Here is a 21,792-nt window from a genome sequence, read left to right as displayed (position 1 = left end):
TTTGGTCAGGAGGTGACGATGCTAGCTCCGCCAGCTAGTGCGGAGCTAGCTGAACCTTATCTAACATCGGAAAACCAAGTGCTTTTCGAGAATCGTAGTATGTCTGTGCAACTAGTCGCGCCAACGCGCGAATACGGCTGATATAGGTAGCGCGCTCAGTGACAGAGATGGCCCCGCGAGCATCCAGGAGGTTAAATATATGTGCCGCTTTTAAGATCAACTCGTAGGACGGCAGCGCGAGCCGTTTCTCGATGATGCGTCGCGCTTCGCTCTCGTATGCATTAAAAAACATAAATAGTAGCTCAGCGTTTGATTGCTCGAAGTTATATATTGACTGCTCTATCTCATTCTGGAGAAATACGTCTCTGTAGGTCACTTGGTGAAGTGCTGTGCCAGCTGATCCGTCTTTTTCCCATCTAGCCCATACCAAATCGAAAACGTTCTCAACCTGCTGCAGATGCATAGCCAGGCGCTCGATGCCATACGTGATTTCTCCCAGCACTAGCTCGCAGTCAAGCCCGCCGACTTGCTGGAAATACGTAAGCTGTGTAACCTCCATGCCGTTGAGCCATACCTCCCACCCCAAACCCCAAGCACCTAACGTTGGGTTTTCCCAGTCATCTTCGATAAATCGAACATCGTTTTGCTTCAGGTCTAGTCCGAGCGACTGTAGCGAGTTCAAGTATAGGTCTTGAATATTCTCCGGCGCTGGCTTAAGGACCACCTGGTACTGGTAATAGTGCTGCATTCGGTTTGGATTCTTACCGTAGCGCCCGTCTTTTGGGCGCCGAGATGGCTGCACATAGGTGGCGCGCCATGGTTCTGGGCCAATTGCGCGTAGAAACGTCGCAGTATGTGATGTTCCTGCTCCCACTTCTATATCATACGGTTGCAGAAGCGTGCAGCCTTGTCTATCCCAATAGGATTGCAGAGAAAGGATGATTTTCTGGAATGTGAGCATGAAGTGCTTTCCGGGCGAATCGTCTGGATGTGCACATAGACACTGCCTCTGATTCCAAGGAAAAAATTCTAAAGAAGATGGAGATTATAGCGGAAAAGTATGCAATCTTGGTCGCAGTCGCGTGTGACGTAGTTTGCCGTTAATGAACGTGCGTGTGCACATGTTGATCTTCGAGCATGCTTGTAACATAGCGTTTTAAATTGCTTAGACGGGAAGAAACCGGTCTTTCGAGACGTTTATAGTTATATCTATAGGATGAGAGAATAGCAGATCGTACGCATTACCCACGCCGAAGATCCTTATTAGATCGTAATATTTTATTGGCCTACTTACTAGGTAAGAGGTGCTCGGGGCTAAGAATAGGGAAGGGGGGCATTCTAGATTTTCTACTATCTAAATCTGGTACCATTCTTGAAATTCGGTAGGCTTTCCCATGTTCTCGATCTGTTCAGCTATAGCCGTTGTTCTGCTCGATGAGTCTTCTAGATGAAGACTCATTATAGTCGATCACGGTCTCGAAGATGCACGTGATAAAAAATCACTACTAACTCTGCGTGAGACGCAGACACTTGTATTTTCCGATCAGTAAAGAATCAGAAGGATCTTAACTCTTCTGGATTGTAATGGGTGGCGTTTGTTATATTCCTGCATAGCGCCAAGTAACTCATTGAAGCGAGCTGAAAAATAAGTATAAAAAATTACAGTATCTTATAGTTATTTTACCGCCTCTAAAAGTTGCTAGAAAAAAATTAATCGAATTCATAGTATATAGATTTTTATAATATAAATCTTGATTTATGTTTATTTATTACCACTGTATTTTAAATCTAGCCATATATTAAAGAACGGGTTTTATCTACGAAATTTATTCTGAGCCGGATGAAATAGCGAGTTCACGCCGATAAAAACTTATATAATAAAATACTCAGTATTAGCTGTAAAAAGACGATGGTTAATGTTTAAATATTTTGTCACTTTGTATTAAAAATAAATCATAGTTTCTTATTTTCTCAATACGCTGGCCCAGAGATCGCACGAGATATGATAAATCTTGCAGTTAGACTGCTTGAGATTGATTATATTGTCAGCCTTTATAAGGCATCTTTGCATTTTTTATGGCTATTATGTTTTTACTGAAACAATATTTTTTTCACAAGTACTTTCCATAAAATAATATTATTATTTAAATCTATAATACGTAAGATATTATATTAAAATAATTTAAATTAATCTCGAACTAGAATAATATATACCTCGTATTATTGCTAATCGAGAGCTTATTTAGTCGGAATTATTTATATATTAGATAGTTGATATGAGTTTGCGAAAGACAGCAAGTAGATTTATGTGAGCCTCTCGGTTTTCGAGCTACGACTATCTGCAAAATCTATTCTTTCAAAAGACAAAGATATCCCTGATCCTAATAATCTCTTTTTCTGATAAGCTCTATCGGAGTTCGTGCGCTATCAACTCGATGAAAGGCCGCTGGCATGGCATATCGCTTATTAGTCTCTGCTTAGGAGGTGATATGAGCTGAATTTATCAGTGTACCAATGCTACGATTCACTCTTCGACTGGGGAAGTAACAAAGGGGATTTTAAAGCAACTCGCTTAGAAGCAGTTCATCGATTACACGTGTAACTAAGCAGAATATCTAGTCGTAATTAATGCCACACAATTTGTTTAAAAACGATACGGCGAGCAAAGGAATAACTAACTATTAAGATTGGTTGATCTATATCATATTAGAAGAGCACTATACTGAATAGTCATTCTATTTTAGAAATTACTTACGGATAGATAAATATTAGTGCCTATTCGAATATATCTGCTAGGGCAGGTATGTCGTTCTATTCCGCGACCGATAGCTAACCCAACTATTGATATAATTAATACGGTTATATTGCCAGTGAGAATATAGGGAGTCATTCCGCTGCGCCCTTGTATATTGACATCGAGAGCGCCTACGGTAAAGCGGTGCAACTGGGCTTTGACCAAACCATCTGAATCGATTATCGCAGTCACACCGGTGTTAGTCGCGTGCAGCATAGGCCGCCCAGTTTCAAGCGAGCGCATCCTCGCAATCTGTAGATAATGGTCTAGTGCAATCGTATTTCCAAACCAGCCGAGGTTTGTTGAGTTGATCAGCATAGTGGCTGGATACAACTGGCTGCGCAGCATGTAGGCTATCTCTTCGCCAAAAGTATCTTCGTAGCAAATACTTGGTGCGATCGATTGTCCGCGTACAATGAATGGTGGTTGTATTGCTCGGCCACGTGCAAAGTTTCCTAATGGCATCCTCATTATGTCGACAAACCACTGGAAGCCCCACGGGATAAACTCGCCGAACGGAACTAAATGATGCTTGTCGTATCGATAAAGAATCGATGATTCAGGTGTGATTCCATACAGCGCGTTAGTAAAATTCTCGCCCCCGTTTTTGGTTATCGTGACACCGACTGCACCGAATAAAACAGAAGTGTGCGTGGCGTCTACAAAGCTTTGTACCGTTGTTCTAAACTCGGTCGGCGTCTCATATAGTGGCAATGGGATAGCGGTTTCGGGCGTCACGACCAGATCAGCTGGCTTTTCCGTAATAAGCCGCTGGTATGTCGCAAGGGCATGACGTATACCGATTTGGTCAAATTTTATACTCTGTTTGATGTTGCCTTGAAGCAAACGAACCGAAAGCGCTGGCCCGCTTGGTTGCGTCCATGTTACGCGAGAGAGCAGAATGCCACTGACTATTAGTCCTACCACAACGCTGGCAGGCATAAGCCATGCAACCACACCACGCTCGGTGCTAACATTCATGACTGTCTGTATTATTAGCGCACCGACGAGTGCAAGGACCCAGCTGACCCCGTAGACGCCGATGAGCGGAGCAAAGCCAGCTAGCGGCCCATCAACTTGTGCGTATCCACTAACAAGCCACGGGAAACCAGTGAAAATAGTCCCTCGCAACCATTCTCCTAATGCCCATGCACATGCGAATGCCATACTAGCATGCCAACTGGGAAACATCGTGCGTTGTCCGAATGGCGCACAGCACACATGCCATAGCCCAACTGAAAGCGCCGGATACAAAGCTAGATAGAGGGAGAACAATATAACAGCAGCACCGGCGATAAGAGCGGGCATGTGGCCATAGAAGTGCATACTTACGTATAGCCACCATATCCCACTAACGAACTGACCAAAACCGAATATGCCACCAGCTAGCAACGCGGCGCGCAGTGTTGGGGCGTGTGATATGACCCAAAAAGTACCAGCAAAGATAGCTAACTCAAGCCATCCGCCGTGTAGCGAAGGCGCAAATGAAAGCGTATTGAGTCCGCCGAGCGTAATTGCCAATATTAAGTTGGCCCTCCTTGTACAGAGGCTACCTGAAATATATTTCGATAGCGGTACCCTAGACAAGAGGGTGCGGACCGTAGAATTAACGATCGGTTTATTAACCATCTCTCAGTGCAGGAAAACGGTAGGTAGACGCTGCCCTGAATTCAATCATCAGCGCGGCGCGCAAACCACATCAGCTGGTACATTCTTGGCAAGCAGCATATGCACCTGTCGTGCATCACTTCGCAGCACCTCGAACACAAAATCATCGATGCGTATTTTTTCACCACGGTGAGGCACGCGGCCGAAGCGGTGTATTACTAAACCACCGATTGTATCGACTTCATCATCGGAGTGGTTTGTGCCGAACGTTTCATTGAACTGCTCAATCTCGGTCAGCGCTCGTACGCGATATCCGCCGTCTGATGTCGCAATGATATTACCCTCTTCTTCATCGAAGTCATATTCATCCTCAATATCGCCGACGATCTGCTCAAGAACATCCTCGATAGTAATCAATCCGGCGACACCGCCATATTCATCAACAACGATAGCAATATGGTTGTGGTTGGCGCGGAAGTCGTGCAACAGCACGTTCAGTCGCTTTGATTCAGGAATGAATACAGAGGGGCGCAACATGCCGCGAACATCGAACTCTTCTTCCGCATAGTAGCGCAGCAGATCTTTCGCAAGTAGGATACCAATTACGTTATCTCGGTTACCGTCGTACACTGGATATCGCGAGTGCGCCTTCTCTAGAACAAATGGAATAAACTGATCTGGATCATCGGCGATGTTGATTGCATCCATCTGTGCACGAGGTACCATAATGTCGCGCGTGCATAGGTCAGCCACCTGGAATACTCCCTCGATCATCGAGAGAGAGTCGGCATCGATCAGGTTGCGTGCATGCGCATCCTGCAGGATTTCAAGTAACTCTCCGCGGGATTCCGGCTCTGGTGAGATAAGATCTGTAAAACGTTCTAGCAGCGAACGCGGTTTTTCTGAATATTTCGAGTAACTTTTCCGAATAGGATAGGAGTCATTCATTTTCAAGCGTCCCGCGAGACTAGACGCGCGATGGAGATAATCAAAGCATACACCTAACCGGAATATATGTTTTCGCACCGCGACAGATCCGGGTCATTTAAGAATACCCGATTCATCAACAACAGGTACAGACTCGAGATCATTGGCTTCTTATCGAGTAAGATTCTAAATTAACAATTCATAGATGAATAGCGGTGTATCGCTCATGAACTCCGCATAGATCAGCGTATGCTATAAATGAATCTTACTAGCGTTGAATCCGCCTATAGCGTAAATTCCAATCCAAGCGCGAGCCGAGGATAGTCAAGCACTACCCAGTACTATCCTGCTGCGTGACGTGGGTAGTGTGCCAAGCTGGCTTATGTCTGTAGAGCACACTTATTATGCAGTTCGTCTATGTTCATAAGATTCCGTGTAGTTTTCCTCTTCGCCTTATATTGTTTTTTAGTAGACTAGGAGAAGATTACCAAACTATTCTACATACGGGTCTGGATAACCGAGTTGTGCCAAAATATTGATTTCCATCAACTCCATTGTCCGTGCCTGCTCGTCGTCTTGATGAGCATAGCCCTGTGCATGTAGCAAGCCGTGCACAATCAGATGTGCATAGTGAGCATCCAGCGGTTTTTTCTGTTCACGCGCTTCATGTTCCACTACAGGACAACAAAGCACAAGGTCGATGCCTATCAGATGATTGCGTAATCTTCCGTATGCAAACGTCAGCACGTTAGTTGAGTAGTTTTTGCCACGGTATCTGCGGTTCAGCTCACAGCTTTCCTGTTCGTCCACGAAACGGATCGTTAAATCAGCATTCGCGAAAAGCGCAGCACGGACCCAGCCGGCGATCCTAGATCGTGTGAATAACGGCTGATAGGTGGTGAGCACCTTAGCAGAAAACTGAATGTTGAGCGTAAGTTTTAGGGAACAAGGCGTATTCATATTAGATCTACGTCGTCCAGACAGCGCTATGTTAAGTCACGACAATGTTGTGCGACTAGCGCAGATGATGCGCCGCGTCGGCGGATATGAAATATATTAGCGAAATGCCGCTGCTTATTCGGGTACCGATGTACTTCCGCCGGCCTATTCTTGCCGCCCTACCTATGCAAATTAATCTGTGTAATAACGTTGGTAATCGTCGTCTTAAACCGACAGTCAGTGCGTATAAGACTATCTATATCTACTTAGATATGATCTTGACTCTTTATTCGGGATGACAGGCATATCATTTATTTTGGCGCATGCACACACAAGCAGCTTGATCTCAATCATCTTGAGCCCAGAGCGTTATATCGAGCTTAATTTGTATGTGCCATAAATTAGCAAGGGTTGGAAGTACCAGCATTAGTAGCTAATGTTGTGCTGCAAAACACGCGACATCGTTGCTGATTGCGATTATGTCTATTTGATATTAATCAGCTTATACACAAGTTATCTATGCTCCAATATTTATATTGGAATGAATTTCTATTGTGGAATGTCTTTCTTGTCCACATCGATTAGTTCCGCGGCGCCTACAGCCTATACTTGATATGTTCCGGGAGAGTGTAGCAAACAAAATACTAGTCTATTTATCAGCGCTATTTAAGTTCAGCAGTATCGTTCCAGCAACTAACAGGAGAGTCTGTTTAGATAGACGGGTAAAACGCGTTGTTGCCTCTAATTTAGGATGGATGTATATGTACACCGTAAATTGGCTGTAATCTACATTGAAGAGTCGTTTTCTGCTTTATTCCCCCGTTTATGTAGAGCTTGCTGATGCGCAGTCGTGCCGTCCGAATAAGGGGAGATCGATTCTATAGTTACTAATCTGCACATGCGACTGTTGTTTATGGGTTACTGGGCTGTTATAGGCCATTAGATTGTCTGTTCGACTAATGTTTATTAGCAAAATCAGACGGTGCTATTGGTGTTTTTAACACATGCTAGCGCCTGTGCTCTTCTAGAGCTGTAGCAAAAATCTTTACCTACGCTAATTTAGTAAGCACGCTATTATATAACTTAAGATTTATTTTAGCTTAATGCTAAAGCAACAAACGTCAATTATACTTCCGATCTTCTCATTTATCGATGTTATTCAAGCACTTTTGATGTCTTACACAAATCAGTGATATAGAGATTCTGCTATATCTTCTACAAGATCACTTTGTAGGCCAGGCGGGGTAGATATTGTGCCCTCCAGGCGATCGGGGGTTTTACGTTGACCTACGATATTGATTAATCGATTAATATAATCTTGTTCCTGACTCAGATCAAAAAGTTCGGGTAATACCGAATTGACTATATTTTGGCGAGAGTACATCTCGTCTGAATTGAGCCTCAAAAAATCGAGTGTAAAATAAAGTGATTAATTATTTAGGTCTTCTTAATTATTTGAAGTCCTTGACTCACACAGCAGATTACTAGTCATACTAGGTCTGAATTACGAAAGCAAGGCGTTGGTTAGGTTCGGCGGCGGGCGAATATCGCTGCTGCATTGCTCAAATCAAGACTGCACGTTAAAACTTCTTGGGTATCTAGGTGAAGGCCAATCTTAGAGCGCCGCCATAACACATCGTCTGCGCTTTATGCCCATTCCTTAGCACGTAAATAGCATAGTGCGGCTTCATAAAGCCCAGGCGCAACTCTGAACCCCAAGTCGGACAGAGAGCTTTGCACGCTGTGTAGCAACTGCTTGACTCGCGTGCTATACGCATGCGCGTAGCGCAATGCGCGCGTGCTGGGTGGCTAACCAATGATGCACTGCGAATTGCTCGACGAACGATGAAAAAGTTTGAGTCGAAATATTACCGCCAGGCAGCAGTGTATTGTGAGTCCAGGCCATGAGTGATTGATAGCGGATCGCTGAGGCCATTTAATGCTTTTTTGGCGAGCTTGCGAAATGTTGTAATCTTACCGCCGAATACCGACAGAGTGGGCGGTTTTCCTAAAGGCATATTTAAATCTAATCGGTAGTCGCGCGTGACTAAAGACGTCTAGCGAATATATTCAAAAATATCAAGGTGCTTAAGTGTATTCTAGAATAGCGAGAGCCGGAGAAATAACCCAGTAATAAGATTGCTATTATCACCTAGCCGGATGTTGATCGTCTATCAGACTATCTTATAGCGGAAAAGCGACTGCTGTATAGCATCTGACCATATCGCAGCGCAGTATTGCCCTTCTAAGTCATACGAGGTTATTGATGCATAGCTGTCAATTTGTTAGCTGAAGTATTTGGCAATGGATCGGTACGTCTCGCTTTTTTTAGTTTATGCCAGCACATAGTCGCTCGTGACTGCTAGAATTTTAGGCTATTGGTAATCACGCGAAAACCGTAATAGCGAATTGTCGATCGTCTTACCTAGATTGATAATCGGTGGACGACTAGTCTGGAACAACATAGCCTGGCTAATACATGGATATGCCGATTTTTTTCCGAAATATGCGGCAATATACTCATATACACCAACTTTTCTAAGTTGATGGTCAGCGTGATTCCCCCCATGGGAATCACAGCAGCACATTTATTCTAGCGAGCTTGCTTACGGCGTGCCGGAGTGCCGTAGTATAGTGCGAAATTTTTTGGAAAGGTCGTAAACAGTGATGAGCTTTTCCTGATGCATATAATTCAACAAATTCTGCTAGCATATATCAAATATGATTGGCAAGTTTTTGTTCATATTTTGGTTAATATGGATCGCAAAGCAGTCTAAGTCAGCGTATTGTAAAGTATGCGCATGCTGTGCAAAGAGTGTTCTTTTTATGCGGAATGTCGGAACTGCTTAGGTGAATACCTAGTCTTATAAGCATAAGCATAGTAGGACACAGCATATTAAACTGCAACCGATATCACGTAGGTTACGCAGAAGTCGCGAACCCATACTCAGATTCAGTACTGTGCGTAGGGCGCAGACTTCGGAGGAAAAATGCAAACCGACACTCAAGCTGTGCTGTCGTGGCGTATCGAGGATATCGATTTATCGCGGATCGATCGTTCGTGTGCCGCTATAAACGAAGATTTGCTGCTGCTGTTGTGCGCGGCATCGTTTATTGAAAGTGGCTCAGATTTGTATACGAGTAACCTCAGCACATTCTTTGATGGCGATCAAGAAGTGTTTGGATGGTTAAACCAACATTGGGAGCACGAGGAATTACAGCACGGACGTGCGCTGAAGGCATATATTAACTATGTCTGGCCGGAGTTCGATTGGAACCTAGCATTCGAGCGTTTTTTTGATGAGTACTCGAAAACGTGTTCGATAGAGGGGCTTGAAAAGACCCGGGCTCTTGAAATGGTTGCGCGCTGTGTAGTAGAGACTGGTACAGCCACGCTATATCGCGCAATCAACGAGTTCTCAGATGAGCTAGTGCTCAGGGAAATTACCAATAATATTTGTACGGATGAAGTCCGACATTATAAGTATTTCTTCAGATTTTTTAAGAAGTACAACCAGATAGAAGACAATAGCCGCTTTACGGTCTTAGGCGCTCTAATTCGCCGTATGAAGGAAATCAAGAACGAAGACTCGGAGATTGCGCTGCGACATGTGCTATCGGTTAGATATTCTCCAAAGGCTTGTAATAGTACATATATGCAGGAAAAGGCGGCGCGCGTGAACGGACTGGTGCGCACGCATATGTCAGCTGATATGTTCGTGAAGATGCTACTCAAACCACTGAATCTACCTTCGAAAATTCAACGCGGTGTACACCATTCACTGATTAAGATTACACAGCATGTATTCTTTCGCTAGTCCGTATAAAACGGCACTTAATCTGAGTATAGACAGATATCGCAGAGCGCGGTTGTCGTTTATGAGCAGGAAAAGAAAATTCTAGATCGGGAAACTATGCTAATACGGGAACTATTTTATGAGTAGCCATATACCATAAAATTATGGTGCATAGTTGCATCCGCATGACAAAGTTCTTCTTTGTCTCATTGATTGTTACCGACTTGCTCGGTTAGCCCTTCGGCCCGCTAGTTAATATAGGCAAATTATTGTGCCTAATTCTAAAAGAGTACGATTTGTGCTATGGCCGAAATCCCGAATCGGGCGCGCCATGTCTATGGGTGGAAATGCACTGCTTGAGTTTGTTTTCGAGCATGTATCCTATCAAGTTCGCCTAAACGTGATAGCACATCGCCAACAGGACGCAACAACATTGACCGTTGTTTGACGTCGTGCTAGGGGCGTCATAGTGACAGCGTGGCAACTCTACTACGCAGAAGCTTGAGCCGACATGACGTTTGCGCTGCTTCAGCCCAAGCGCTCGGTAGTGCTTTCTCGCTAAAACGTACACATCCAGGCGATGCTTATATGTGAGACTAAATTGAGGCGTTGTTTTTTGTTAGGCAGTTTCTGATAAAGATTCGGATACGTAAGAATAATGTGCATGGTAGACCGATGCGTGTGTGGAATTTTACGGCCGCGCATGCTGCGGATAGGTAGATTACTGCTTCGTGATGCCGATCTAATACGGGCTGGAAAGCAGATAATCTGATCCGTACTCCCAGAGAGTACGGCTCTCGGTTTTTCTAGGTATGCAGATGATATGAGGTGTAGATTTTCCAATCCCGCTCAGTGCGGGATTTAACGATTGTCACTACTAGTGATTCTGTTATTTCACTAGCATGTGGGTTAGCGACGCCCCGCGGAGGATCGAGTAGCCGTTGAGCGCCGCGTGTTTGCTTTAATGTGTCGCTTGATTGGCTCCGGTTTGACATTAGGATCCTCCTCAAAACCGGCAATAACCTCATGATGTAGTACACTCTTGATTAAGCGTTGAATGTCTACTAGTAATTGACGCTCATCGACGCAGACCAGCGATATAGCCTCACCTGCTGCACCTGCTCGTCCGGTGCGGCCGATACGGTGTATATAATCTTCCGGAATATTCGGCAGGTCGAAATTTACCACGCGTGGCAATTGATCAATATCGATACCTCGTGCCGCGATGTCTGTAGCAACTAATACCTGTAGTACGCCACCTTTGAATTCTGATAATGCCCGAGTCCGGGCTGCCTGGCTTTTATTGCCGTGGATCGCTAGGGAAATAATGCCATCCTGTGTTAATTGTTCAGCAAGCCGATTTGCGCCGTGCTTCGTGCGCGTGAACACAAGTACCTGAGACCAATTATAGGTCCTAATTAAGTACGTGAGTAGCTCGCGCTTGCGTTCGCGATCTACTGGATAGATTGTTTGAGTAACTGTTTCAGCAGTAGTATTGTGACGGGCCATCTCGATGAGCAGTGGCGAATCAAGTAGGTTATCCGCGAGCGCCTTAATCTCGTCAGAGAACGTCGCCGAAAATAATAAATTCTGGCGCTGCGACGGCAGATGCTTGAGCACTCGTTTGATATCGTAGATGAACCCCATATCCAGCATCTTGTCAGCCTCGTCAAGTACTAGAATTTTTAAAACACTCAGGTTAATTGTTCGTTGCTGAATGTGATCGAGCAATCGTCCAGGCGTAGCCACGACGATGTCGGCGCCGCACCGCAATGCCTCGATTTGGGGGTTGATGCTGACACCGCCGAATATAACCGTCGAACGTGGCTTTAAATACTTACCATATTCGCGCGTGCTCTGCTCGACCTGTGCCGCTAGTTCGCGTGTCGGTGTTAGAATTAACGCGTGCACTGATGCTTTTCCTGATACTACACGCATGCGGGATAGTTTTTCCAGGATTGGTAACATAAAAGCAGCAGTTTTTCCAGTGCCGGTTTGTGCGCCAGCAAGCAGATCACCTCCGCTAAGCACAACCGGAATAGCTTGCTGCTGTATCGGTGTGGGTATCGTGTAACCTAGTTCATGGATAGCACGAACTAGGGGTGCAGACAGTCCAAGAGAATAAAATTGCATATTGAATAGTATTGCCACTCATCCGACGCGCAACGCGCATCAGTCGAAAATTAGTGCAGTAAGAACCTAGGAGACGCGCAGGCAGTTTGCCTGTTGCTCTGCTCTAGCACAAATACATAGCATCATAACAAAGCGAGATAGCTTAGCTCGTGGTTTCGTAAGCGCTATATCACTAGATATTTACTTAAGCTCAGCAAAGCGGCACAAAGCGCGGTTTTTTGACTTACTATAGTAACTTCCTGATCTAATATTAGGTACATGAGCGATGTTATACGTGTACGCTCCATCCTGGAGCGTACACGTATTGTATAAACAGCTAGCTGATTTTTCAGCGATGTAATCGCCTCTGAGATTCGTTGCAAGGGTATTCAGACAGTTCAGCATTTTTCATTCAACGCACACCCAAGTGTTACTTGCTAATATAGTTTATACGCAAACCGCCTAACTAGGATTATCAACTTTATATATTCAGATTCTAGTCGTAACTGAGTCGGCGCTAGATATATCACTTTTTTCTTGAAGAAAATGTGAAAATCTTGTGCAGATTTTTGTTAAAATATTTTGTAATAATTTTGTTTATTAGTAACGTGTAGTATTTTGAGAATAAAATAATTATATAAATATATGGCAGATTTTTATGCCATATATTAGAACTAGTCTTATATAAACTATTATTAGTATAGAATATATCGTCGTAAGATTCAATCAAGTTTATAGACTAGTAAGTCTACTTAAACAATATATATCGTGTGAAGTAAGCCGATTTCATCGGAGGAACAGAACGAGCAAACGAATTTGAATTGAACTAGCTTGTAGCGGCATAGGTTATTCACGTGCTACTACGCTGGCTGCCACTACTTGATGGCTGTGGGTAAGCCTAGTTTCGCATTAAATTTTAGTGCTCTCACAATCAACTCGATTCTTTCGCTATCGATTATTTTCGTAAAATAGACATAATACAGACTCATACTCGGATCAATTGCATGGTGCGACATATAGGGTTTTCTTCCATCATCAGTATTTTATTTAAGACTTGTTTTTATCTTTCCTGCGGTAACCACGACGTCAACAACGACGATCATCCTACGGTGCTCGAGGCACAACATAGAAATATTCTCGTTATTCAAGTTTAATTTTATAAATTTATTATTAAGCTTGTGTGAGGTAGCGTAGTTATCCATTTGGATGATATTATCGAGTTAATGTCTGCGTCTATGCTAGAGATAAGAAAGTCGTGTTCTATGCGGTACGTTGAAACAACGTACTATGCACATAAATTATGTGCTGCAACTTATAACAGATCCCTGACTATTTAACTTCTAATTCATTGTGCTTAGCTAGCACCCTTATCTGACTACAGTGTAAAAGTAGAGATTTTGTCATATTATTAACCTGACAAAAAGAAAAGGTATTAAGCAAGTTTTAAGTCGATGACTTTACTATACTAATAAATTTTTATATAGCTAATCGATCTGCTATTATTTATAGCAATAATTAATATAATATTAGGATAAGTAGTTATGCGGTACTTTATTTATTTCTATATATTAATAATATAGCACTTTTAACTATTATACTACTTATATTCGTAATTTTTCTTCGAAATAAACGCAACATACGGGCTGATTATTGGTTATGTGATATTGTATTTTACGGTATAATTGTTTATATGTAATACTAGATATGCATTTATATTACATATTGTAATATAAATGCATATCTTTGCAGATTCGATGGTTAGTTATCTCGTTACTCAAAGTAAAGAAAATCGGTATTCTAACATAGAAAACTGCATAGTCCTATATAGGATAGATATATTGGTAATTAAATATTGATTGATTTATTATTATTTTCGTGATATAATTTACTAGTTATATATTTTCAGATATTGAGTGCTAAACCGCATGTAAGCCAGTCTATTCGTCGATTGCTATAGTATCTTACGGAGATGTACAGATATTTCCATATTACATCTACAATACATTATTAATATGTATTCTTCCGTTATATCTAATGAGTAAGATCTCTAAATTGTTAGAGAACTATATATTATCTTTATCGGGAATCTTTCCATGATTCATGGCTATACTTTAAATATAGTTAAATATTCATTAAGGCCCTTCCAGTCAGTGAAATTGACGTACAAAATTGAAATTCGTCCACTTTCTATCCATTTAACTCTTTCCTATCTATTTTAAATAGATATTAATAATTATATGAAAAAATATTCAATAAATTAGAAAACTGTGCTCATCGTGTAATATACTCTGCGCTATTAGCGCTGTTGCTCGTTTTTAAATTATCTGTTACTTGTACTTACGGCTGACTTTTGAGATGAAATTATTAATACTAAAATTAACTAGTAATTTTAGTATTAATATTATATATTTCAGATAAAAAATCTGATATATATCTCATAAAAATATTAAATTTTATTAAAATTTTGAATAAATATCAGTATTGAGATTAAGCCGAAGTTCTGGGACATGACGTGTACAGACGTATATATTTTTTATAAAAAATCGGAATAGGATAGAAAGCAATAATTTTTTCCTACTTAGTACAAGTGAGCTGTGACAGGTCGCAGGGGGATAACCCTGATGAACAATATTAGAGTGCGTCACTCAATAATAAGAATTATTAAAAATTTGTTACAGGAAATCTCGATAATTATAGGGTAAATTTTTATTTTTAATAAATTTTATTCAAAATAAATTTTTTCGAAGCGCTTTGCAATGAGCATTTTTATATATTTAATAGAGAAAGTTATGAGTAATAGTTAATCGTTGTATTCGAGGAGGTTATAGTTTTTCTGCCGTGGCAGGTTAGTAAAACATTGATCATCCTGTAATATTTAGAGATGTAGAGTATCTCTCATGGTAAATAAAAAAGTATCGCTTGAATTTTTTCTGAACTAGACTAGCTTTAGATAAGCTTGACTGTTAACAGAAATCTACTGTGAGTTTTTTAAGATATGGTGGCGAATCAGGGACTCGAACCCTGGACCTGCGGATTATGATTCCGTCGCTCTAACCAACTGAGCTAATTCGCCACATTGAGTCAATATTATTGACATGTGTGGATGGCTTGTCAACTACTTCTACATTTTATTATAGCTACTAACTCATATTCGTTAATTTGGTGTATAGCTATCTACATCAAAGTCTTATTTATTCGGTGATGAGCGAATTATAAATAAATAATAAATATCGCTGTTATATGCCACAATAGAAAATTGTATATTGAAAGTAAGATTCTGAATCGGTGATTTCCGATATAATAAAAAATTAATATTGATATATATTAGATATTCATAAGAAATATCGCAACCATCGTCTCTGCGATTTTGGAAAAAATCATCACTTATATACTAATACTATAAAAATCAAAACACGCATAGTTGGTTAATATATATCGGATATTATATTAATAAATAAATTATGATTTTCATCATAGAGAAAAATACTTTGTCGATTTTTTTCCATGATTTTAAGTATCCCATCATACGAAATCATGAAGGTGTTACTAATTTTCCTTAGTCATGCAATGTGAGCGAGCTGATAAAAATTTTAGATTGTTCTATCGTCCGCATACTTTTCCCGATTCGATGTCGCTCGCTTAAGATTACATGACTCTAGTCTGGATTCCCATAGATTATATGCATCATTTTTCCGGCATATATTAATAATATGCCGAGTAACATACTCGCGTATTTTTTCTTAGATTGCGCTGTATCAATATAAATAGCGCTAACGACATGCTGTTAATTAGCGCATACTATAAAAAAGTAAAGAAATCATGGCAACCTCAAATACTGAAGTGTCTATAGAAGACTTTTACTAAGAAAGTAGTAATTTATTTTATTATTAATTCAGTTTATATATAGTATTTTATTTAAATACAGTATCTGTGGAAAATCCATATATAACCTCGCTGATCATTGCTTATTATCGAAAATCTGCATGCAGTGATAAGTATCATCTTAGATGATACGTCTGCCATTTTGGCAAATGACAGGCGTTATTCCGCATCCTAGTGCTTCTGGAGAGAAGACACTATCCCATGCGATGCACAACTTGACGATTTTTCCGGTAGCATCTTTGCTACTCTTCCTAATATCGAAATCGACAGCGGATATGTTCATTAGCTAATTTTCCGGCGATAGTAGCTTCCCAACTAGGAATCGGGCTAATCCGAGTAGCGCCGTGCCCGATTCACCTATTTACATAGGCAGCTAAAAAATGCGTTATGGACGCTAAGCTGGTCTACAGATGCTCTGGACACCTCTGAAAAGGGCTATATCGAGCTAGGTTGCTCTAATGCGTTGGGTAGCACACAAATTTCTGATTTAAAGTGCGACAGGCTTATGATGGTAGTTGTCTGTACTAAAATGCCACCCCTAAACTAGGGTACTTAGCGCTATTTGTCGGTAGTCTTGGATCGGAGGACTAGCATGTTAAGCGATTACAGCGACGGCGTAATATGCTCTTAAAAGATTGTCTGTAAGTATGCTGTCATCTTGAGTAACTAGAATGTGCATAAGCATGTTTCAGTGCTGGTGGCACAAACTTATCCCCTCTTTTGTTTTCTAAAGCCGTTAATTGTAATGACACCTCGTAGTCTGCTGAGACAGTATTTGCTGATAATGTTATACAAGACCGCAGGACGCACAGCAGAAGTAGGCATGGCGGTTGTAAGAGATGTTCGTATATTTTACGCTTACAAATAGCGCGGTTCTTTTATACGGTATCCTCAAGTAAGTGAGAGCGAAAGCATCAGTGTCATAAAGAGGGATAGCTCGAATGGCTACGATACAAGTATGCCGCATGGGCAATGGGCTGTCGCTGATTATGGCAAAGGACGATTCATGGAAGAAAGCAAGAAAAGCTTAGCCGGACTAACTGCCGAGAAGAGTAAGGCGCTGGCTGTTGCGCTGTCGCAGATAGAGAGGCAGTTTGGTAAAGGGTCGATCATGCGACTTGGTGATGGCGAGGTAGTCGAAGATATTCAGGTGGTATCAACAGGCTCACTAGGACTAGATATCGCACTAGGTGTCGGCGGGCTGCCGCGTGGCCGTGTTGTCGAGATCTATGGACCGGAATCCTCCGGCAAGACGACACTCACACTGCAAGCAATCGCCGAGATGCAGAAAATTAGCGGAACTTGCGCATTTATTGATGCGGAGCACGCTCTCGACGTTCAGTACGCCTCAAAACTAGGTGTCAAGGTATCAGAGCTGCTGATTTCTCAACCCGATACCGGCGAACAGGCACTAGAAATTGCCGATGCATTAGTACGTTCAGGCTCGATCGATATGATCGTCATCGACTCAGTAGCTGCGCTTGTGCCAAAAGCTGAAATCGAAGGTGAAATGGGCAATACGCTGCCTGGTCTGCAAGCACGGTTAATGTCGCAAGCGCTGCGCAAACTAACTGGTATAATCAAGCGAACTAATTGTCTAGTCATCTTTATCAATCAGATCCGTATAAAGATTGGTGTAATGTTTGGCAATCCAGAAACAACCACCGGTGGAAATGCGCTGAAGTTCTATGCGTCGATTCGGCTAGATATTCGCCGGATTGGCTCGATAAAGAAAAACGACGAAGTGATAGGTAACGAAACTCGAGTCAAAGTAGTCAAAAATAAAGTTGCGCCACCGTTCCGCGAAGCGGTTTTTGACATTTTATATAGTGAGGGGATTTCCCGACAGGGTGAAGCTATCGATCTTGGTGTACAGGCAAAGATTGTTGAAAAAGCGGGTGCGTGGTATAGCTACAATAATCAAAAAATTGGCCAAGGCAAAGATAATGCTCGGGAGTTTCTGCGTGAGAATCCGATTCTTGCATGCGAGATTGAAAATCGTGTCCGCAAGTCGCTCGGTATTTTAGTGACGCCGACTGCAGAAGTCGCTGAGGATAAAAAAAAGTAAAAAATGCACATATTAATAAGCGTATTGATTGTGATTGTGCTAGATAAAGCTGTGCTGGACTAGCCGTGTATCTCAATTGCTAGATTAAGAAAAGCGACAGGTAATATTGAGCCTATTTCAATGTGCCCAAATCAGGGTAATTAGTTATTCGACAGACGATTTTCCGAAATTCCGAAAGTATTATGACTTGTATTCTGATTTGTCGGGCCATAGGCCGTTATCGAGTGAGTAGATGTATAGCACGTGGGGTGTAACATTTTATTAGATGTCAATTGGAACTGATGAAAAAAGTATAGCAGAAAACAGTGGGAGTAATTTTTCACAAAATATGACCCCCCCAGTCAGAAGGGGTTTCCTAGTTTATCACAAATCTACCGCGAAGTTAGTGATGAGCGGCGGTTCGCTCAGACAATGTCCATCCCACTCAGTGTGTTGGGTGCGCTTTACTTATGTGCTTCTGCTAGTTAGCATATTTTCAGGATAAACACATATGCATTTTTAGGATATCGGTCTAGTATGCTAAAATTTCGAGATTCCTGATATAGATTGCCTATCTTTCTACATCACCCTCCTTCTTTTTCGATGTCTTGTCTTGTTGAATATTGACTTAACCCAACCAACTACAGCACGTCTAATATATAACTTACAACTGGCGCTAAGCGCCGGACTACCTATCTACAAATTTTGGCAGCACATCGCGATTAATTATTCAGATCAATGCCGTCGACGCCAAATCGACGAAAAAATCAGTTTTGTATTTATTGGGTACTGCAAAAGCGTCTATCCGAGCTATTCACCATTCTTATGTGGAACGTCCCGCGTCGCAGGCCTAGCTTACTCTCACTAAATGTGAGAGTAAGCTAGGCCTGCGACGCGATGCTATCTCAATTTAATTGCTGTCACTTATTGCAGCTTAATGGGTTTCATATTCACGAAAATTTATCGGTGCTGGTATAGCCACGTACCGTGCGAAGATCTGTGCCACTGTGCGAAAAGTTCCGCACAAGTAATATGCATTTCAACGTTCAGAATGAAGGAAATCACGCATGAAGATTCACGAGTACCAGTGTAAAGAGATCCTGCGGAAATGCGGAGTCACGGTGCCACGCGGCAACCCCGCATTTTCAGTGGATGAAGCGGTTAGAGTGGCTGAGAAGCTCGGTAGCCTGGTCTTCGTAGTAAAAGCCCAGATTCATGCTGGTGGCCGCGGTAAGGGCGGTGGTATTAAAATTGCGCAATCGCTAGAGCAAGTTCGCGAGTATTCGAGTCAGATTCTTGGTATGCAACTAAAAACGCATCAGACTAGCCCTGAAGGGAAAAAAGTCAACCGTTTGCTGATCGAAGAGGGTGCAGATATCAAAAAAGAACTATATGTTGCTCTCGTCATCGACCGTATCTCGCAAAAAGTTGTACTAATGGCCTCCAGTGAAGGAGGCATAGATATTGAGGAAGTAGCCGAGAAAACACCTGGGTTAATCTATAGGGTTACAGTCAATCCACTCACAGGTTTGACAGATGCTGATATAGACGAGATCGCTAAGAAAATCGGCTTGCCGGATATATCGCTTATACAGGCCCGTGCAAACCTGCATGGCCTCTATAGAGCATTTTGGGAAACAGATGCATCAATAGCTGAAATCAATCCGTTAATCTTAACTGCTGACGAAAAAGTGATGGCTCTCGACGCGAAGTTTAACTTCGATGCAAACGCACTTTTTCGTCAGCCGGAGATTGTAGCGTATCGCGATCTCGATGAAGAAGATACGTCCGAAATTGAGGCATCTAAGTTCGATCTTGCATACATTTCCCTTGATGGCAATATTGGTTGTCTTGTTAATGGCGCTGGTTTAGCAATGGCGACGATGGATACAATTAAGTTGTTCGGTGGTGAACCAGCAAACTTCCTTGATGTTGGTGGCGGTGCGACGACCGAGCAGGTAACCGAAGCATTCAAGCTGATGCTCAAGAACCCGAACCTAAGGACTATTCTTGTGAATATTTTTGGCGGCATCATGCGTTGCGATGTGATTGCCGAGGGCATAATTTCAGCATCTAAAGCCGTGCACTTGCAGGTCCCACTGGTTGTTCGGATGAAGGGCACCAACGAAACTCTTGGTCAGCAGATGCTTACTCACTCGGGGTTACCGATTATCTCTGCAGATAGTATGGAAGAAGCCGCTCAGAAAGCTGTTGCTGCAGCCGCAGGTAAATAAGTCGCTTCTTACTTACATCTGAAATACGTATGGTGTCATTGCTAACGTGTTTTCACGAGCTAAGATACTAAATACAGGAGTTATTGCATGTCAATTCTAATCAATAGAGATACGAAGATTATTACGCAGGGTATTACCGGCAAGACTGGCCAGTTCCACACGCGCGCTTGCCGCGACTACAAGAATGGCCGTGCTGCTTATGTTGCTGGTGTGAATCCGAAGAGGGCAGGCGAAGATTTTGAGGGCATTCCGATTTTCGGCAGTGTTAAAGAAGCTAGGGAAGAAACTAGTGCGACTGTATCAGTGATCTACGTACCACCAACTACTGCCGTTTCAGCAATCTGGGAGGCAGTTGAAGCCAATCTAGACTTAGTGATCTGCATCACTGAAGGTATCCCAGTTCGGGATATGATCGAGCTGCGCGATCGAATGCGCCGTAAAAACTGCAAAACATTATTGCTTGGACCGAACTGCCCAGGTGTGATTACACCAGACGAGTTAAAGATCGGTATTATGCCGGGTCATATCCATAGAAAAGGTCGCATCGGCGTTGTTTCTCGTTCAGGTACGCTAACGTATGAAGCGGTTGCCCAGCTGACTGCGCTTGGCTTAGGCCAATCGTCGGCTATTGGGATTGGTGGTGACCCGATCAACGGTTTAAAGCACATTGATGTGATGAAGATGTTCAACGAGGATCTGGATACAGATGCCATCATTATGATCGGTGAAATTGGCGGTCCAGATGAGGCAAATGCCGCGTACTGGATTAAAAACAACATGAATAAGCCAGTTGTAGGCTTCATCGCTGGAGTGACAGCACCCCCAGGCAAGCGGATGGGTCATGCGGGGGCATTGATCTCAGGCGGTTCGGATACCGCTGAAGCAAAGCTCGAGATCATGGAATCATGTGGTATCAGCGTAACAAAAAATCCATCTGAGATGGGTCGCCTATTAAAGTCAGTTCTATAGTTGCCGTCGATATAAGTATCTCTTATTGCCGGCTAGACCTCTTTTTGGCACTGTGAAGTGCAAATTGAATTTTGGTAAGCATTTTAGTTTGACAGACTAATTAACGACTAAGCTGAGAAAATTTTTTCTTTCTTTTGTCTGTCCTGGCTAGTATTGCAATTGTCTTTCTCCTCGAGCTGGAGGGAGCAGTGCAATTGTTATTGTACTGCTATCCATGCAAACCTTTAATCAGCATGACAAGCGGTAAAGTGTACTTAGTACCGGTTGGTTGGTAGTATTTCGCTAATTTTTTTGCCATTTCGGTCCTAAAACTCTGAACGGGGGTCTATCGCTTTTGTGGTTTGGAATTGTATTCTGTCTTCATAGCTAATTGCATATTCTAGGTAAGGTTGACAACCAGCTTTTAGCTGTTTATAAAATCACCATCGTTTCTAGTTTCGTCATAAACAAAACGATGTAATCATGATAATCAATTCAGCTACT

General features: G+C 42.3%; 10 protein-coding genes, 1 tRNA gene and 1 pseudogene. 5 read left to right on the top strand and 7 right to left on the bottom strand.

Going from position 1 to position 21,792, the window contains the following annotated elements:
- Positions 1-34 precede the first annotated feature (34 nt).
- From glyQ to GJV44_RS03615, 5 genes are all read right to left on the bottom strand, one after another.
- The gene (gene glyQ, locus GJV44_RS03635) at positions 35-961 is read right to left on the bottom strand and encodes a glycine--tRNA ligase subunit alpha (protein ID WP_226806381.1); all 927 of its coding nucleotides are present in this window, start codon (positions 959-961) and stop codon (positions 35-37) included.
- 1,779 nt (positions 962-2,740) lie between these two features.
- On the bottom strand, positions 2,741-4,315 hold the full coding sequence (lnt, locus tag GJV44_RS03630; RefSeq protein ID WP_226806380.1) for an apolipoprotein N-acyltransferase: 1,575 nt from the start codon (positions 4,313-4,315) through the stop codon (positions 2,741-2,743).
- Between the two features lie 156 nt (positions 4,316-4,471).
- Positions 4,472-5,350, bottom strand: coding sequence for an HlyC/CorC family transporter (locus GJV44_RS03625; protein ID WP_226806379.1), 879 nt, complete (start codon positions 5,348-5,350; stop codon positions 4,472-4,474).
- Positions 5,351-5,821: 471 nt separating this feature from the next.
- On the bottom strand, positions 5,822-6,289 hold the full coding sequence (ybeY, locus tag GJV44_RS03620; RefSeq protein WP_226806378.1) for an rRNA maturation RNase YbeY: 468 nt from the start codon (positions 6,287-6,289) through the stop codon (positions 5,822-5,824).
- Positions 6,290-8,136: 1,847 nt separating this feature from the next.
- The gene (locus tag GJV44_RS03615) at positions 8,137-8,286 is read right to left on the bottom strand and encodes a hypothetical protein (RefSeq protein WP_226806377.1); all 150 of its coding nucleotides are present in this window, start codon (positions 8,284-8,286) and stop codon (positions 8,137-8,139) included.
- 972 nt (positions 8,287-9,258) lie between these two features.
- Here GJV44_RS03615 and GJV44_RS03610 point away from each other — a divergent pair.
- Both GJV44_RS03610 and GJV44_RS03605 read left to right on the top strand, forming a co-directional pair.
- Positions 9,259-10,086 (top strand): ferritin-like domain-containing protein, encoded by an 828-nt coding sequence (locus GJV44_RS03610; RefSeq protein WP_226806376.1) that lies wholly within the window; start codon positions 9,259-9,261, stop codon positions 10,084-10,086.
- A 250-nt stretch (positions 10,087-10,336) separates the two neighbouring features.
- Entirely contained in the window at positions 10,337-10,513 is a 177-nt protein-coding gene (locus tag GJV44_RS03605) for a hypothetical protein (RefSeq protein WP_226806375.1), read from the top strand.
- A gap of 494 nt (positions 10,514-11,007) precedes the next feature.
- On the opposite strand, the pseudogene GJV44_RS03600 reads toward GJV44_RS03605, so the two are convergent.
- Both GJV44_RS03600 and GJV44_RS03595 read right to left on the bottom strand, forming a co-directional pair.
- Positions 11,008-12,198: pseudogene (locus GJV44_RS03600) on the bottom strand (DEAD/DEAH box helicase); the annotation flags it as partial.
- A gap of 2,975 nt (positions 12,199-15,173) precedes the next feature.
- Positions 15,174-15,250, bottom strand: a tRNA-Met gene (locus tag GJV44_RS03595).
- 1,815 nt (positions 15,251-17,065) lie between these two features.
- On the opposite strand from GJV44_RS03595, the gene recA reads away from it, so the two are divergent.
- The 3 genes from recA to sucD all read left to right on the top strand — a co-directional run bounded on the left by recA (position 17,066) and on the right by sucD (position 21,309).
- The gene (gene recA / locus GJV44_RS03590) at positions 17,066-18,127 is read left to right on the top strand and encodes a recombinase RecA (protein WP_226806911.1); all 1,062 of its coding nucleotides are present in this window, start codon (positions 17,066-17,068) and stop codon (positions 18,125-18,127) included.
- 1,046 nt (positions 18,128-19,173) lie between these two features.
- Entirely contained in the window at positions 19,174-20,340 is a 1,167-nt protein-coding gene (sucC, locus tag GJV44_RS03585) for an ADP-forming succinate--CoA ligase subunit beta (protein WP_226806374.1), read from the top strand.
- A gap of 87 nt (positions 20,341-20,427) precedes the next feature.
- A complete protein-coding gene (gene sucD / locus GJV44_RS03580) occupies positions 20,428-21,309 on the top strand; it encodes a succinate--CoA ligase subunit alpha (protein ID WP_226806373.1) in 882 nt (293 codons plus the stop codon).
- Positions 21,310-21,792: the final 483 nt, after the last annotated feature.

The organism is Candidatus Vallotiella adelgis (genome assembly GCF_020541305.1).
Taxonomy (GTDB): domain Bacteria; phylum Pseudomonadota; class Gammaproteobacteria; order Burkholderiales; family Burkholderiaceae; genus Mycetohabitans; species Mycetohabitans adelgis.
The sequence above is the reverse complement of the archived record's forward strand: the minus strand, read 5'-3'. Positions and strand labels throughout refer to the sequence as shown.